This window comes from Clostridium sp. Marseille-Q2269 (genome assembly GCF_943736985.1).
Lineage (GTDB): Bacteria > Bacillota > Clostridia > Clostridiales > Clostridiaceae > Clostridium_F.
The window spans coordinates 144,686-161,677 of record NZ_CALSFS010000001.1; the positions used below are offsets into that span (position 1 = coordinate 144,686).

The 16,992-nt window shown below is 26.8% G+C and carries 13 protein-coding genes; 9 read left to right on the forward strand and 4 right to left on the reverse strand.

Annotated elements, in window-relative coordinates:
• The first annotated feature begins 44 nt into the window (after positions 1-44).
• The 3 genes from NGI68_RS00630 to NGI68_RS00640 all read left to right on the forward strand — a co-directional run bounded on the left by NGI68_RS00630 (position 45) and on the right by NGI68_RS00640 (position 4,128).
• A complete protein-coding gene (locus NGI68_RS00630; protein ID WP_251859547.1) occupies positions 45-1,964 on the forward strand; it encodes a bifunctional 4-hydroxy-3-methylbut-2-enyl diphosphate reductase/30S ribosomal protein S1 in 1,920 nt (639 codons plus the stop codon).
• 143 nt (positions 1,965-2,107) lie between these two features.
• Positions 2,108-3,166, forward strand: coding sequence for a CotS family spore coat protein (locus tag NGI68_RS00635; RefSeq protein WP_251859548.1), 1,059 nt, complete (start codon positions 2,108-2,110; stop codon positions 3,164-3,166).
• Positions 3,167-3,243: 77 nt separating this feature from the next.
• The gene (locus NGI68_RS00640) at positions 3,244-4,128 is read left to right on the forward strand and encodes a GNAT family N-acetyltransferase (protein ID WP_251859549.1); all 885 of its coding nucleotides are present in this window, start codon (positions 3,244-3,246) and stop codon (positions 4,126-4,128) included.
• An 11-nt stretch (positions 4,129-4,139) separates the two neighbouring features.
• On the opposite strand, the gene NGI68_RS00645 is transcribed toward NGI68_RS00640, so the two are convergent.
• From NGI68_RS00645 to NGI68_RS00655, 3 genes are all read right to left on the reverse strand, one after another.
• Entirely contained in the window at positions 4,140-5,303 is a 1,164-nt protein-coding gene (locus NGI68_RS00645; RefSeq protein WP_251859550.1) for a pyridoxal phosphate-dependent aminotransferase, read from the reverse strand.
• Positions 5,304-5,381: 78 nt separating this feature from the next.
• On the reverse strand, positions 5,382-5,543 hold the full coding sequence (locus NGI68_RS00650) for a hypothetical protein (RefSeq protein WP_251859551.1): 162 nt from the start codon (positions 5,541-5,543) through the stop codon (positions 5,382-5,384).
• An 86-nt stretch (positions 5,544-5,629) separates the two neighbouring features.
• Positions 5,630-6,820: an aminotransferase-like domain-containing protein gene (locus tag NGI68_RS00655; protein ID WP_251859552.1), complete on the reverse strand. Its 1,191-nt coding sequence runs from the start codon at positions 6,818-6,820 to the stop codon at positions 5,630-5,632.
• A gap of 465 nt (positions 6,821-7,285) precedes the next feature.
• Here NGI68_RS00655 and miaB point away from each other — a divergent pair, with 465 nt between their 5' ends.
• The 6 genes from miaB (at position 7,286) to NGI68_RS00685 (ending at position 16,238) form a co-directional block, all read left to right on the forward strand.
• Entirely contained in the window at positions 7,286-8,638 is a 1,353-nt protein-coding gene (miaB, locus tag NGI68_RS00660) for a tRNA (N6-isopentenyl adenosine(37)-C2)-methylthiotransferase MiaB (protein WP_251859553.1), read from the forward strand.
• An 81-nt stretch (positions 8,639-8,719) separates the two neighbouring features.
• A complete protein-coding gene (gene mutS / locus NGI68_RS00665) occupies positions 8,720-11,455 on the forward strand; it encodes a DNA mismatch repair protein MutS (RefSeq protein WP_251859554.1) in 2,736 nt (911 codons plus the stop codon).
• A gap of 117 nt (positions 11,456-11,572) precedes the next feature.
• Complete coding sequence (gene mutL, locus NGI68_RS00670; protein WP_251859555.1) at positions 11,573-13,561, forward strand: DNA mismatch repair endonuclease MutL; 1,989 nt, start codon at positions 11,573-11,575, stop codon at positions 13,559-13,561.
• A 14-nt stretch (positions 13,562-13,575) separates the two neighbouring features.
• Positions 13,576-14,511, forward strand: a complete 936-nt coding sequence (gene miaA, locus NGI68_RS00675) for a tRNA (adenosine(37)-N6)-dimethylallyltransferase MiaA (RefSeq protein WP_251859556.1) — start codon at positions 13,576-13,578, stop codon at positions 14,509-14,511.
• Between the two features lie 85 nt (positions 14,512-14,596).
• Complete coding sequence (hfq, locus tag NGI68_RS00680) at positions 14,597-14,854, forward strand: RNA chaperone Hfq (RefSeq protein WP_251859557.1); 258 nt, start codon at positions 14,597-14,599, stop codon at positions 14,852-14,854.
• Between the two features lie 100 nt (positions 14,855-14,954).
• A complete protein-coding gene (locus tag NGI68_RS00685; RefSeq protein ID WP_251860179.1) occupies positions 14,955-16,238 on the forward strand; it encodes a methionine gamma-lyase family protein in 1,284 nt (427 codons plus the stop codon).
• A gap of 118 nt (positions 16,239-16,356) precedes the next feature.
• On the opposite strand, the gene lexA is transcribed toward NGI68_RS00685, so the two are convergent.
• Positions 16,357-16,962: a transcriptional repressor LexA gene (gene lexA / locus NGI68_RS00690; RefSeq protein ID WP_251859558.1), complete on the reverse strand. Its 606-nt coding sequence runs from the start codon at positions 16,960-16,962 to the stop codon at positions 16,357-16,359.
• Positions 16,963-16,992 lie beyond the last annotated feature (30 nt).

Genomic DNA, 16,992 nt, shown 5'->3' on the forward strand with positions numbered 1-16,992 from the left:
ATACAAAAATAATATTAAAACTACTAAAGTTAGGAGAATAAAAAATGAATGTAATTTTAGCAGATAAAGCAGGCTTTTGCTTTGGTGTTAAAAGGGCTTTAGATACAACATTAAATACCAAAGAAAATTTAAAAAGTAAAATTTACACTTTAGGACCATTGATACATAATAACGATGTAGTTAATCTTTTAAAAGAAAAGGGAATAGAACCTATAACTATAGCGGATGTAGATAAGCTAAAAAAAGATGATACCATCATTATAAGATCTCATGGTGTACCACTTCAAACTATAGATTACTTAAAGGATAGAGGATTAAATGTTATAAATACTACTTGTCCTCATGTAGCTAATATTCAAATTAAAGCTAAAAAATATTATGAAGAAGGCTATAAAATAATAATAGTTGGAGATGAAAATCATCCCGAAGTTATTGGAATAAATGGGTGGTGCAATAATTCTGCTATTATATCAAAAGATGGTTCCAATATAGATAACTTAAATACAAAAGTTTGTGTATTATGTCAAACTACAGAAAAACAAGAAAATTGGGAAAAAGTTCTTACTATATTAATTAAAAGAGCTAAAGAGATATTAGCTTTTAATACTATATGTAATGCAACTCAAGTACGCCAACAAACTGCAAAAGAATTATCAAAGAGCGTAGACAATATGGTAGTTATAGGTGGTAAAAATAGTTCTAACACCACTAAACTTTATGAAATATGTAAAAATAATTGCAAAAATACTATACACGTAGAAAATGCAAATGAAATTCCAGAACATATATATAAGAATTTAGATAAAAATATAGGTGTCACTGCTGGAGCATCTACACCAGATTGGATTATAAAGGAGGCTATGGCTAAAATGAATAATAATGATAATACAATAGAAGTATCAAATAATGAAATGATTAAATATATGAATGAAAAAGAACAGCAAATAGTAGTTGGTAAAGTAGTAAAAGGAACTATAGTTTCTTTGAATGAAAATGAATTATTTGTTGATTTAAACTATAAATCTGAAGGTGTCATACCCAAAGAAGAAGTAACTTTAAATAATGAAGAAGCATTAAAAGATTCTTTTAATGCTGGAGATGATATAGAAGCTAAAATAGTTAGAATAAAAAATGAAGATGGATATGTAGTACTATCCTTAAAGGAATTAGATCGTGAAAAAGCATTAAAGAATTTAAAGGAAGCTTTTGAAAATAAACAGGCTATAAAAGTTGTTGTAAAAAATGCTGTTGATGCAGGTTTAATATGTTCATATAATGGAGTTAGAGTGTTTCTTCCAGCTTCCCATATAGAACTTTATCATGTAGACAACTTAGAAAAATACAAAGGATTAGAATTAGATGTGGATATCATCGAATTGGTAAAGGATAGATATAAAACTAAGATAGTAAGTTCTAGAAGAGCAATCTTAAAAAGACTTAGAGATGAACATATGGAGGAAACTTGGGATTCTTTAGAAAAAGATACCGTAGTAGAAGGTGAAGTGAAGAGATTTACAAATTTTGGAGCTTTTGTTGAGATTAATGGTATAGATGGACTATTGCATGTTTCAGAAATATCTTGGGGAAGAGTAGCCAAACCAGAAGATATACTAAATATAGGAGATAAAATAAAAGTATATATTTTGGATATAGATAAAGAAAATAAAAAATTAGCTTTAAGTATAAAAAAATTAATGGAAGATCCTTGGAATAATGTAGAAGCAAAATATCCAATAGGGAATATAGTATTAGGTAAACTAGTCAGATTTGCTAGCTTTGGAGCTTTTGTAGAGTTAGAGCCTGGTGTAGATGGACTGGTTCATATATCAAAAATAAGCAATGATAGAATAGAGAAACCAGAAGAGAAATTAACTTTAGGAAAAGAAGTGAAAGCTAAAATACTAGAAGTTAATTCAGATGAAAAAAGAATTGCATTAAGTATAAAAGATGTAGAAGATTTTTAAACATATATTGAAATTATAATAATTTAAAGGTATAAAATATATGTATTCACAAATTAGTGATACATATATTTTTTTTGTTTTTTTAGTAATATTCCTGATATCTATTAATATAATTTAATAGATATACTAAAGGAGGAATTTATATGGGTAATAGAAGAATTATTAATTATGATGAAAGCCATATTACTAAAAAAGAAAGACAAATGATTAATAAAGTATTAAGTAAATACAACTTTAATGTTATAGATTTTTCTAAAGTAAGAAGCGTATATAGAGTTGAAACTACTGCAGGAAATAAATGTTTAAAACGTACCCGACATGGAAAATACAAAATAAGAAATGGATTTATATTTGTAGAAGAGCTAAAAAATGTAGGATTTCATGATATAGCCTCCTATTATCAAACTAAGGATAATAACAACTATGTAAAATATAAAAAATGGGTATTTTATGCTACTGAATGGATAGATGGTAATGAATGTGATCTAAATGATGTATCAGAAGCAGAAAATTGTGCTAAGGTATTGGCTAGATTTCATAAAGCTACAGAAAAAATAAATGTAAATAGATTAAAGGTTAAAAATCATCTAAAAAAATGGCCCAAAAGATTTAATAAAAGAATATCTGATATGGATAGATTCAGAAATAATATAGAAAACAAAAAAATTAAAAATGAATTTGATATTACTTATAGAGATTATATAGATAGTTTTTATGAAAGGGCTATGGTTGCACTTTCCTTTTTAAACAAATCAGATTACTATAAATTATCTAAAGAAGCTGAACAAAACAAAAGTTTATGCCATCATAGCTTTTATTATCAAAATATAATAAAAAAAGATAAAGAATATTATATAATAGATTTAGATAGTATAATAATAGATCTACAGGTTAATGATTTAGGGAAATATATACAAAGGCTTATGACTAAAAAGAGCTATCAATGGGATTTTGATAAAGCAAAAATAATAATAGAAGCATATAATTGTGAAAATAAACTTACCAAAGAAGATTTAGAAGTTATGTTATCTTTAATTATATTTCCTCATAAATTTTGGAAGTTAGGTAAGAAGAGGTATATAAAACATAAACACTGGCCAGAAACTAGATATATGAAAAAACTAAATAAAATTATAAAATATGATGATATGCAAAGAGAATTTTTAGAAAATTATTTAAAATATCTAGACCAATATGAATAATATAGTATAAATTGACTTAAATTAAATTAGGATTTATACTATATGGGTAACTATAATAATTAACAAAGAGGCTGATTATGTTTAAATGTATTAATTTAAATAAAGATAATATTATAGCGTTTAAAGAGTTAAATAGTAACAGACATAAATTTAATTTTTTAAATGAAGATTTTTTTATTTTATATGATAACTGTAATTTTATACAAAAGTTATTTTTTAAAAAAAAGGTTAAATTATTATATAGAAAAGAAGAATGTATTGGATATATATGGAGAAATACTGTAAGAAATAAATGTCATATAAATTCTTTAAATATCATAAAAACAGATAATATAAGAGAACTATATAATTGTTTTGTAAAGTTAGATGATAATGCAATTATAGAATATGATTGTGAGAACAATGGCTATAATTATAATATATTAGAAGATATAGGTTTTAGAAAGAGTAGGGGAGTACTAGAATTGTATTTGAATATAGAGAATTATAAAAGTAATATAAACACCCCAGATTTTATTAATTTTGAAACACCCATAATAAATAAGCATGAAAAAATAAGATGTTATATACAAAATGAAGTTTTTAAAAGCAATTCCAGAACCCCTTTAACTATAGAAGATATATATTTTGATGAATCCCAAAATTACTATATTAGAGATGCTTCTTTTTTTATAAAGAATAACACTGAATATATGGGATATGGGCAGGTTATATTAGAAGATAATATGCCTTTTATTGTTAACTTTGGTATACTTTTAAAATTCAGATCTAAAGGTTATGGTAAAATACTTTTGAATCATATTATAAACAAATTAAAATCCAAAGGTTTTAAGAAAGTAATGATTAGAGTAAGCTCAGAAAATAAAGTGGCTATAAGTCTTTATAGATCTTTAGGTTTCTTATTATGCAAAGAAAAACATATATTTATAATTAATCCTTCAAATAAAAAAGTAACCCCATAAAGGGGTTATTTTTATTTGTTATTATATTTTTCTATAGCTAATCTTAGTATCTCCATAGACTCTTTTAAATCTTCACCTTTTAAGCAATATGAAAGTCGTATTTCATCTTCCCCAAGACTTTCTGTTGCATAAAATCCAGCTGCTGGAGCTACCATAACAGTTTTATTATTGTGGCTAAATTCAGTTAGCATCCACTTAGCAAATTTTTCAGCATTATCCACAGGAAGTTTTGCAACTATGTAAAAAGCTCCTGTTGGTTTTTCACATACGACTCCAGGAATATTTTTTAATCCTTTAAACATTATATTACGTCTATTTTCATATTCAGATTTTACTTCTGTAAAATAACTTTTAGGAGTGTTTATTAAATTAGCTGCTCCTATTTGTTCTACTGTAGGAACACATAATCTTGATTGACATAATTTTAGTATTTGATGAATAAGTTCTTTATTCTTAGAAGCAACAAGTCCTATTCTAGCTCCACAAGCACTGTAACGTTTAGATACACTGTCTATTATTATAACTCTATCTTTAACATCTTCTAAATACATAGCTGATGTATATTTTAGTCCGTCATATACAAATTCCCTGTACACTTCATCTGCAATTAAAAATAAATCATGTTCTTTAGCAATATCAGCAAGTATTCTTAACTCTTCATAAGTATAAACAACTCCAGTTGGATTTCCTGGATTTGAAACTAATATAGCTCTTGTTTTATTAGACATTTTACTTACTATTTCTTCTTTCTTTGGAAGATGGAATCCTTCTTCTGCTTTAGTTAAGAAAGGAACTACATTAACTCCAGCTGATTCAGCAAAACCATTATAATTTGTATAGAATGGTTCTGGAATTATGATTTGATCTCCAGCATCACATATGGCCATCAATGCAAATTGAATAGCTTCGCTTCCGCCGTTTGTTACTAATAATTCATCCTTTTCAAATTTTATATCCCATTCTTTGTAATATTTTATAAAACTTTCTAATAGATTATCCATGCCTTGAGATCCAGAGTATTTTAATACAGGATCATTATAAGATTTTATACCTTCAGTAAAGCATTCCGGAGTTTTAACATCTGGTTGTCCTATATTTAAATGAAAAACATGGATACCTTTATTTTTAGCTTCAGTTGCATATGGTGCAAGCTTTCTTATTGGTGAAAATTGCATATCAGATATTCTTTTGAAAATTTCATTATTCTTACCCCCATTAATAAATGTTCAAAATCTAATAAATATATTTAAAATTTAATAAAATATATTTTCTCTTGGAACATAACTTGATTTTAAATTAATCAAATCATTTTCTGCTGCTATTTTTCCATAATAGCTTCTATCTATAATACATTCATATTTTAATTTATTTGACAGGGTTTCATCTTCCTCATTTAAAACCTTTACATTATACACATAAATCATCTCCTTCTAGACTTATTCTAGACCAAAAGGAGATAATTTATGTAATTATGCTTTATAAATAAAATAATATACTAATATTATTTATAATATTTATCTAAAACTTTACCTAATCTTTTTACACCTTCAACTATTTTTTCATCACTCATACAAGAGTAATTTAATCTAAAGTAGTTTTCATGTCCTCCGTTAGGGAAGAAAGAACCTCCAGGTACATAAGCAACATTTTCAGCTAAAGCATCTTTCATTAATTCTTTAGCATCTAAATCTTCTCTTAATTCTACCCATGTAAATAATCCCCCAACAGGATGAGTATACTTTACTTCTGCTGGGAAGTATTTTTTCATATTATCTAACATTAAATCTCTACGTTTTTCATAAACTCTTTTGATTTTTGCAATATGTTCGTTTAAATCGTATTTTTGCATAAACAAAGCTGTTGCTCTTTGGTCTAATGTGCCAGCCTGTAAATCAACGCCTTGTTTTACGATTATATATTTATCTAATATTTCTTTTTCAGCACAAACCCATGCAAGTCTTAATCCTGGGCAGAAATTTTTAGAGAAAGTTCCAAGATAAATAACCCATCCTTCTTTATCAAAACTTTTTATAGATGGATGTCTTTCTCCTTCATATATAAGATCTCCATATGGATTATCTTCTATTACAGGTATTTCATATTCTGCAGCCAATTCTGCTATTCTCTTTCTTCTATCATCTGGCATAGTTCTTCCAGTAGGATTTTGAAAATCAGGTATTGTATATATCATTTTAACTTTGCCTTTATTTTCAGCTAAAGCTTTTTCTAATTCTTCTATTATCATTCCGTTTTCATCCATAGGTATTTCAACAAATTTAGGTCTATATGATTTAAAAGCATTTATAGCACCTAAATAACTAGGACTTTCACAAACAACTATATCTCCTTCATTTAAGAAAATTTTAGCTGAAAATTCTATACCTTGTTGGGAGCCATTAGTTATAGCGATGTTTTCATAAGAAACGTCTACACCTGCTGGTTTCATTCTTTCATTAGCTATAATTTCTCTTAATGGTTTGTAACCTTCAGTAGAGCTATACTGTAGTGCGGCTCTTCCTTGAGTATCTAATACTTCGTTCATTATGCCCTTCATTTCTTCTACTGGGAATAATTCTGGTGCTGGTAATCCGCCTGCAAAAGAAATTATCTCTGGCATTTCAGTTAATTTTAATAGTTCTCTTATTTCTGATGCTTTTAATCCTTGTGCTCTTTCTGAAAAATGTATATTCATTAACAAATCCCTCCAAAAATATAATAGGTTAATCAATACCTTTATAAAATTATATTCTACAGATGCGTATTATATCCTTCTTTTGAATATATAAAAAATTAAAAAAACTTTAAAAAAAATACAGGAATGTTAATATTTTATCAAATTGTATTGTACTATTTTGTCAAATATACTCGCTAAAAAACGTTTAATGACTATCTATCAAAGTAATTATACATACTAAATAATAAAAAAAGTAAATCTTTTTTTGAATTTTTATAATAGTATGGTAAATTTGAAAAACTTTTATTTTAATAAAATATTTTAAGATGTTATAAATTTATCACAAAATTGAGTCAAAATTATAATATAAACATATTCATTATTAAACTTTATTTATATTATACAGTACTATATTAGAAATTATTATTAAAATATAGTATAATGTATAAGTCAAATTTTTTAAATTTATGAGGTGAATAAATAGTGAATGAAAAATTAGCTACGAAAGATATACATATTACAGGTAATTTTTTTATAGAAACTTGGGGTTGTCAAATGAATGAAGAAGATTCAGAAAAACTTTCAGGTATGTTAAAAAAAGAAGGTTATATAAGAACAGAAGAAAGAGAAAAAGCAGATTTAATAATATTTAATACTTGCTGTGTTAGAGAGAATGCAGAGCTTAAGGTCTATGGAAATTTAGGAATACTTAAAGGGTTAAAAGCTAAAAATCCAAATTTAATTATATCCGTTACCGGTTGCATGATGCAACAAGCAGGTATGGCAGAAACTATAAAAAAGAAATTTCCTTTTGTAGATATTATAATAGGAACTCATAATCTACATAATTTTATAAATTATTTAAATGAAGTTAAAAAGAAACATTCATCTATATTAAGAATACAAGAAAAAGAGGATATCATAATAGAAAATATGCCAATTGATAGAAAGAGTAGTATGAAAGCTTTTGTTACTATAATGTATGGATGCAATAATTTCTGCACTTATTGCATAGTTCCTTATGTAAGAGGAAGAGAGAGAAGTAGAACTCCTGAAAATATAGAAGATGAAATAAAAAAACTAGTATCAGAAGGATATAAAGAAATAACGTTACTTGGACAGAATGTAAACTCTTATGGTAAAGATTTAGAACCTAATGTTACTTTTGCACAGCTTTTAAAAAGAGTAAATACTATAGATGGATTAGAGAGAGTAAGATTTATGACTTCCCATCCAAAAGATCTAACAGATGATGTTATAGAAACTATTGTAGAATGTGATAAACTGTGTGAACAAATACATCTTCCAGTACAATCTGGTTCTAGTAACATATTAAAGAAAATGAATAGACATTATGATAGAGAACAATATTTAGAAGTTGTATCTAAAATAAAAAAACTTATACCTAACGTAGCTCTTTCTACAGACATTATAGTGGGTTTCCCTGGAGAAACAGAGGAAGATTTTGAAGATACATTAAGTTTAGTAAAAACAGTGGAATATGATTCTGCTTTTACATTCTTATATTCTATAAGAAAGGGAACACCAGCTGCTAAATTTGAAGAACAAGTACCTGAAGATATTAAGCATAAAAGATTTAATAAGCTAGTGGAAGTAGTTAATGAAATAAGTGCTAATAAGAATAAAGCCTACGAAGGCAAGATAGAAGAAATTTTAGTAGAGGGAATTAGTAAAAACGATCCCCATAAATTAATGGGTAGAACAAGAACAGGAAAACTTGTTAATTTTGTTGGCAATAAAGAGTCTATAGGAAAACTTGTTAATGTTAAAATAACAAAAGCCAATTCTTTTTCATTAACAGGAGAAGAAATTTAAATATATATTTTTAAAGCTCTTTATTTAAGAGCTTTTTTTAAAAGATTAAATTTAAAATAGATATTCTAAGGAGGATAAAATATGGGATTAACTCCAATGATGAGACAATATTTAGATGTAAAGGAAAACTGCAAAGATTGCATATTATTCTTTAGATTAGGTGATTTTTATGAAATGTTTTTTGAAGATGCTAAAATTGCTTCTAAAGAATTAGAATTAGTACTAACAGGAAGAGATTGTGGATTAGAACAAAGAGCTCCTATGTGTGGAATTCCTTATCATGCTGCCAATGCTTATATAGGTAGATTAGTAAGCGCAGGTTATAAAATAGCTATATGTGAACAATTAGAAGATCCTTCAGCTGCTAAAGGTATAGTGAAAAGAGGGATTATAAAGATAATTACACCAGGCACCTATACTGATTCTTCATTTTTGGAAGAAAATAAGAACAATTATATAATGAGTTTTTATTTAGAAGACAATATTTGTTCTATGAGTTTTGCAGATATATCCACAGGTGAGTTTAATTGTACTCATAGTAATTTTAAAGAAGCCTTAGTATTAGATGAAATATCAAAATTTACTCCTCTTGAGATTATTTTAGATGAAAATATCAATGAAAATTTTATATGCACTATAAAAGAAAGATTTCCTAACATATCTATAAGTAAAATAAAAGAAGAAAATTTTAGCCATAATATAGATGAGAATTTGAAAAGTCAATTTAACAATTTTAAAAAAAATGAGTATGAAACTATAGTAAAAAAATCTTGTAATGGTCTTTTATATTATATATTTCATACTCAAAAAAATATTTTATCTAATATTAATAAAATAAACTATTACAACATAATAGACTATTTGACTATAGATGTAAATTCAAGAAGAAATTTAGAAATAACAGAAAATTTAAGGGAAAAAACTAAAAAAGGATCTCTTCTATGGGTATTAGATAAAACTAATACAGCTATGGGTGGAAGGCAATTGAGAAGATGGATAGAACAGCCTCTTATAAATAAAAATGCTATAGAAAACAGATTAAATGCTGTAGAAGAATTATTGAATAATCTATCCTCACAAGAAGATTTAAAAGAAAATTTAAAATCTATATATGATATAGAAAGAATAGTAGGTAAAGTAGCTTCTAAAAGCGTTAATGCTAAAGAGCTTATATCTTTAAGATGTTCTATAAGTAAAGTTCCTTTTATAAAAAAATGCTTATCAAATTTTAAAAGTGATTTATTTTTAAATATGGAAGAAAATATTGATACTCTAGAAGATATTACCGAGTTGTTAAATAAATCTTTATTAGATAATCCTTCTTTATCAGTAAAAGAAGGTAACATAATAAAAGAAGGGTTTAATGAAGAGGTAGATTCTCTAAGAGAAGGGAAATCTAACGGTAAAAAATGGATTGCATCTTTAGAACAAAAAGAAAGAGAAGAAACAGGAATAAAATCATTAAAAGTTAGTTATAATAAAGTTTTTGGTTATTTTATAGAAGTTACAAAAGCAAATTTAAGTTTAGTACCAGAAGGAAGATACATAAGAAAGCAAACTTTATCTAATGCAGAAAGGTATATTACTCCTGAACTTAAAGAAATGGAAGAAAAAATATTAGGCGCAGAAGAAAAACTTATAGATATAGAATATAAGCTTTTTACTAATATAAGAGATCTTATAGAAGAAAATATAGATAGAATGCAAAAATCTGCAAGCATAATATCAGATATAGATTGTTTATGTTCCTTAGCTACTGTAGCTATAGATAATAACTATAAAAAGCCTATTATAAATGCTAAGGATGAAATTCATATAGAAGAAGGTAGACACCCTGTAGTAGAAAAAGTTATACCTAAAGGTGAATTTGTATCTAATGATAGCCTAATAGATATAAAAGAAAATCAACTTATATTAATAACAGGTCCTAATATGGCCGGTAAATCTACTTATATGAGACAGGTAGCATTAATTACAATTATGGCTCAAATAGGAAGTTTTGTTCCTGCTAAGTCTGCCAATATTTCTATATGCGATAAGATATTTACAAGAATAGGAGCTTCAGATGATCTAGCTGCTGGTAAAAGTACATTTATGGTAGAAATGTGGGAAGTTTCTAATATATTAAAGAATGCTACCCCAAAAAGCTTAGTACTTTTAGACGAAGTTGGTAGGGGAACTAGCACCTATGATGGATTAAGTATAGCTTGGGCTGTTATAGAATACATATGTAATAATAAAGATTTAAGGTGTAAAACTTTATTTGCAACCCACTATCATGAGCTAACAAAACTTGAAAATACTATAAACGGTGTGAAAAATTATTCTGTATCTGTGTCAGAATTAGAAAATGAAATAGTGTTTTTAAGAAAAATAATAAGGGGCGGAGCAGACCAATCCTATGGTATAGAGGTGGCTAAACTAGCAGGCTTACCTTCTCCTGTAATTACTAGAGCTAAAGAAATATTAAATAATATTGAAAACAATAAAGCGGATAGTATAAAAGGGCCAGAAGATTCATTTAGCATTAAAAATAAATGTGGAACTACACAATGTAGTGATTCAGCTAAAGTTAATAATACTATTAGAGATAATAAAAATACCAAAGAGAATTCTTCTACTAATAAAAAACAGGTTAATTTTCAGGAGAATATAAAAAATCAAGTGGCAGTAGATTCTCTTCAGTTGAACTTTGAATATATAAGGAAAGATAACTTAATTGAAGAAATTAAAAATATAGATATACTCAAAATGACTCCTATGGAAGGTTTTAATAAATTATATGATATAATAAATAAAACAAAAGATATGGATTAAAAAAACACTCTTATATAACCCATATTTAGTATGTGTAACTGTTGTAATTATTTAGCTTAGTATGGCTAATTAATACTGCTAAGCTATACAATAAAATATAATTTATGTGGTGATTTAATGAGAAAAATAAATTTATTGGATTTAGAAACTACAAATAAAATAGCTGCAGGAGAGGTCATAGAAAGACCTTTCTCTGTGGTAAAAGAATTGGTAGAAAACAGCATAGATGCTGGAGCAAAGAATATAACTATAGAAATAAAGGAAGGAGGACAGAACTTTATAAAAATAATAGATGATGGAGAAGGGATTTATCCTATTGATATCAAGAATGCTTTTCTTCCTCATGCTACAAGTAAAATAAATTCTATAGAAGACATATATATAATAAATACTATGGGTTTTAGAGGTGAAGCATTGGCCAGCATTTCTTCTGTATCAAAAATTAGACTTAAAAGTAGGGTGGCATCATATAATTTTGGAAAAGAAATCTATATAGAAGGTGGAAAAATAGAATATTTAAAGGATACAGGCTGTAATGTAGGTACTACAATAGAAGTTTCAGATTTGTTTTATAATGTTCCTGCAAGGCTTAAATTTTTAAAAAGTGCTAGAAGTGATAGTACTGCTATATCGGACATAGTAAATAGGTTTATATTAGCACATCCAGATATATCTTTTAATTTGATAAATAATGGAAAGCAGAGTATAAGAAACTATGCTTCCGGAAATCTAATAGATGCTATACGATGTGTATATACTAAAAAAATTAGTGAAAATCTTATAAATTTTGAGAGCCATGGAGACATAATATCTGTATATGGATTCATAGGTAAACCTGAAATAAGCCGAAAAAGTAGGAATAATCAAAGTATATTTGTAAATAAGCGGTATGTTAAAAGTAAGTTTATAACTGCTGCAGTAGAAAATGCATTTAAATCTTTTTTAACCGTAAACAGTTATCCCTTCTTTGTAATATTTATAGATATTTTTCCAGAATATATTGATGTCAATGTACATCCTACTAAATCAGAGGTTAAATTTAAAGATGAAAGAGCTATGTTTAAAGCTATATTTGATGCAGTTCATGAGGCTATACAAGATGAATTAAAAGAATCTTTTACTAACTTTTTTAATAAAGAAGATATCAATATATATGATTCTGAAAAATCTATAGCTGAAACTATAAAAACAAATGAAGAAGTACAAATTCCATTAGATTTAAATAACAATAATAAAATTGATATTTTTGGTAATAATATAAATAACTTAGACAATAATTCAGTTAAAAATACAAATGAGAAAATTCCTCAAATCAATGACAATAAAACTTACAGTAATGGTTGTAAAAAAGATGCAGTATTTTCCCAAAATAAAGATGAATATGCAAATGCGTATACTGAAAATTCCTATAATATAAAAGAAGACACATTGCAACAGGATAATAAAAATTTTAAAAACACATATGAAGAGCACAATGATATTGATAAATCTAATACAAACATCAAAGAAAATAGTTCTAATAATTCTTATATGGATATGAAAATAATAGGACAGTTCAATAATACCTACATATTAATAGAAAAGGATAAAGAACTATATATAATAGATCAACATGCGGCTCATGAAAAAGTATTATTTGAAAAATTTAAATCTGAAATAGAAAAGGGATATGTAATAAGTCAAATTCTATTATCGCCTGTAGTTATAGAGCTATCTGAAGATGAATTTAATATATACAGAGAAAATAAAGATATATTTCAAAAGTCAGGTTTTAAAGTTGAAGTTTTTGGAGAATGTACTATAAATATAAAAGAAGTACCTTTGATATTAGGTAAGCCCAACATAGAAAGTCTTTTTATGGATATACTTTATAATTTAAAAAATATGAAAACAAAAGAAAGTTCAACAATAAAGTATAATGCTATTGCAACCTTAGCGTGTAAATCTGCAGTGAAGGCTAACGATAATTTAAAAACTGAAGAAATAAAAAAATTAATAGAAGATATGCTCACATTAAATGATCCATATACTTGTCCCCATGGTAGACCTACTATAATTAAATTCACACTAAAAGATTTAGAAAAAAAATTCAAAAGAATACAATAGGGAGATATATATAAATGATACACTTATTAATACTTGCAGGTCCTACAGCCGTAGGGAAAACAGATATATCTATAAAACTTGCACAAAAGTTAAATGGAGAAATAATATCAGCTGATTCTATGCAAATTTATAAATATATGGATATAGGATCAGCTAAAATAACAAAAGAAGAAATGAAAGGTATAAGGCATCATCTTATAGATGTGGTTGAGCCACACGAAGAATTCAATGTGGCTTCATTTAAATCTTTAGCAGGGAACGCTATAAAAGATATATGGAGGAGAGGTAAACTTCCTATAATAGCAGGCGGTACAGGTTTGTATATAAATTCTTTAATTTATAATTATGATTTTACAGATGCTGATAGGGATGATAATTATAGAGAATATCTTACTAAGCTGGCTGAAGATAAAGGTAGAGAATATGTTCATAACTTATTAAAAGATATAGATGAGGAATCTTATAATAAACTATATCCTAACGATTTGAAAAGAGTTGTTAGAGCATTAGAAGTATATAAAATTACAGGTAAATCTATAAGTGAATATACAAAAGAAAATGAAAAAAAATTATATGATATTCCATACAATGTAGACTATTTTGTTTTAAATATGAATAGAACTGTACTCTACGAAAGAATTAACAAAAGAGTTGATCTAATGATGGATAAGGGTCTAATTGAAGAAGTACAAAAATTAGATTCTATGGGCTATACTCCAGATATGCAATCCATGAAAGGTATCGGGTATAAAGAAATTTTATTTTATTTAAAGGGGAATATTACACTAGATGAAGCTATTTATTTAATAAAAAAAGGAAGCCGAAATTATGCTAAAAGACAACTTACTTGGTTTCGAAAAGATAAAAGAGCTATATGGATAGATAAAGATAATTATAGCTATGAAGAGGACATTGTGGATGAAATTATAAAAATGGTAAGATATAAATAAAATTAAAAGGATTTTTAATTTATTTATAGAACTATATAAGAATAAGTCTCTAATTATTTGTAATTTTTTAGGAGGGAAAGGTTATATGACTAAAGTTGTTAATAATCTACAAGATATATTTTTAAATGGTGCTCGAAAAAATAGAATCCCTGTTACCATATATTTAACCAACGGATTTCAATTAAAGGGATTTGTTAAAGGTTTTGATAATTTTACAGTAATATTAGATTCAGACGGAAAACAAATGATGATATATAAACATGCTATATCTACAATTAACCCAGCAAAACCATTGTTATTTGTACAAAATCCTAATGGGGATAATTATAAAGATAGAGAATAGGTCAATTGCCTATTCTTTTTTTATATGTTAATATATACAATGTTAGATAATACTACATATTTATTATGTTGTTTACATATAGAGGAGGATGGAAACAAAAATGCTACATATAACAAAAGATACTCTTAAATATATATATGATATAGATCCTAAGACTTTAGATTTATATGAAAAAACTGTACAAGATATTAAAGATCAATTTGAAAAATATGATGAAATAAGAGAATTTAATCAACTAAAAGTTTTAAATGCACTTCAAGAAGAGAGAGTTAGTGAATCCCACTTTACAAATTCCACCGGTTACGGTTACGGAGATATAGGAAGAGATACTTTGGATAGAGTTTATTCTAGAGTGTTTAACACAGAGAGTGCTTTAGTAAGACCCCATTTTGTAAATGGTACTCATGCTATTGGAGCTGCTTTGTTTGGAAATTTGAGACCTAAAGATACTATGTTATCTGTATGTGGAAAACCATATGACACATTACATAATATAATAGGTATAGAAGGGACAGCAAACATAGGTTCTTTAAAAGATTTTGATGTTAAATATAAGCAAATAAATTTAAAAGAAGATGGTACTATAAATTACAAAGAAATAGAAAAAGTTTTAAAAGAAGATACTTCAATAAAACTTGTACATATTCAACGTTCTACAGGATACGGTTGGAGAAAAGCTCTTCTTATATGTGAAATAGAAAAGTTGATTAGTTTTATAAAATCTATAAGAAAAAATATTATATGTTTTGTAGATAACTGTTATGGTGAATTTATAGATACTAAAGAGCCAACAGATGTAGGAGCCGATCTAGTTGCAGGATCTTTAATTAAAAATATAGGTGGTGGAATAGCCCCTACAGGAGGATATATAGCTGGTAAAGAAAAATATGTAACTCAAGCTGCTTATAGATTAACTACTCCTGGTATAGGAGGAGAATGTGGTTCTACATTTGGAGTAGTTAGACAAATGTATCAAGGTTTGTTTTTAGCTCCACATATAGCTATGGAGGCTGTTAAAGGAGCTGTATTTTGCTCAAGAATAATGGAATTAGCAGGATTTGATGTACTACCAAAGTATAATGATGACAGAAGCGACATAATTCAAGCTATTAAATTTAATGATAAAGAAAAACTCATAAATTTTTGTAAGGGAATCCAACAAGGTTCTCCAGTAGATTCCTTTGTTTCTTGTGAACCATGGGATATGCCAGGGTATAAAGATCAAGTAATTATGGCAGCAGGGGCATTTATTCAAGGTTCTTCTATAGAACTATCTGCAGATGCTCCTATAAGAGAGCCATTTATAGCATATCTACAAGGTGGTCTTACTTTCGATCACGCTAAAATAGGTATTCTAATATCTTTATCTAAAATATTAAAATAATAACTTTTTACGGGTTTAAAAGATGCACAGAAGTATTTAATCTTTTGTGCATCTTTTATTAATAAACATATGTGAAAATTATTTATAGCATATCTAATTTATTATATTGTAAGTGTCATTAGTATTTTCTATAGATACCTACTAATCTTCCAATAATCTTACAGTCATCTAAAATTATAGGTTTCATACTTTTATTTTCCGGTTGAAGTCTTATATAGGAACTTTCCTTAAAAAATCTTTTTAAGGTAGCTTCATTATCTATTAAAGCAACCACAATATCTCCATTATTAGCAGAATCGGTTTTTTCAATAATAGCTAGATCTCCATCTAATATCCCTGCTTCTATCATACTTTCTCCAGATACTTTCAACATAAATAAATCTTTTGTATTTTTAACATAATCAATAGGTAATGGAAATATATCTTCTATATTTTCTATGGCTAAAATAGGATTACCTGCAGTTATAGTTCCAATAATAGGAACATTTATAACTTCTTTTTTTGAGGTAGGATCAACAATTTCTATTGCTCTAGTTTTGCTGCTATCTCTCTTTATTAAACCTTCTTTTTCTAATCTTTTAAGATGAAAATGTACTGATGAAGTGGAACTTAAACCTACAGCTCTACAAATTTCTCTTACAGAAGGAGGATAGCCCTTTTCTTTAATCTGTAATTTTATAAAATTATAAACTTCATTTTGTTTATCAATTCTGCCTTTATTCATAATCACACCTCATTACTTAAATAATACTTA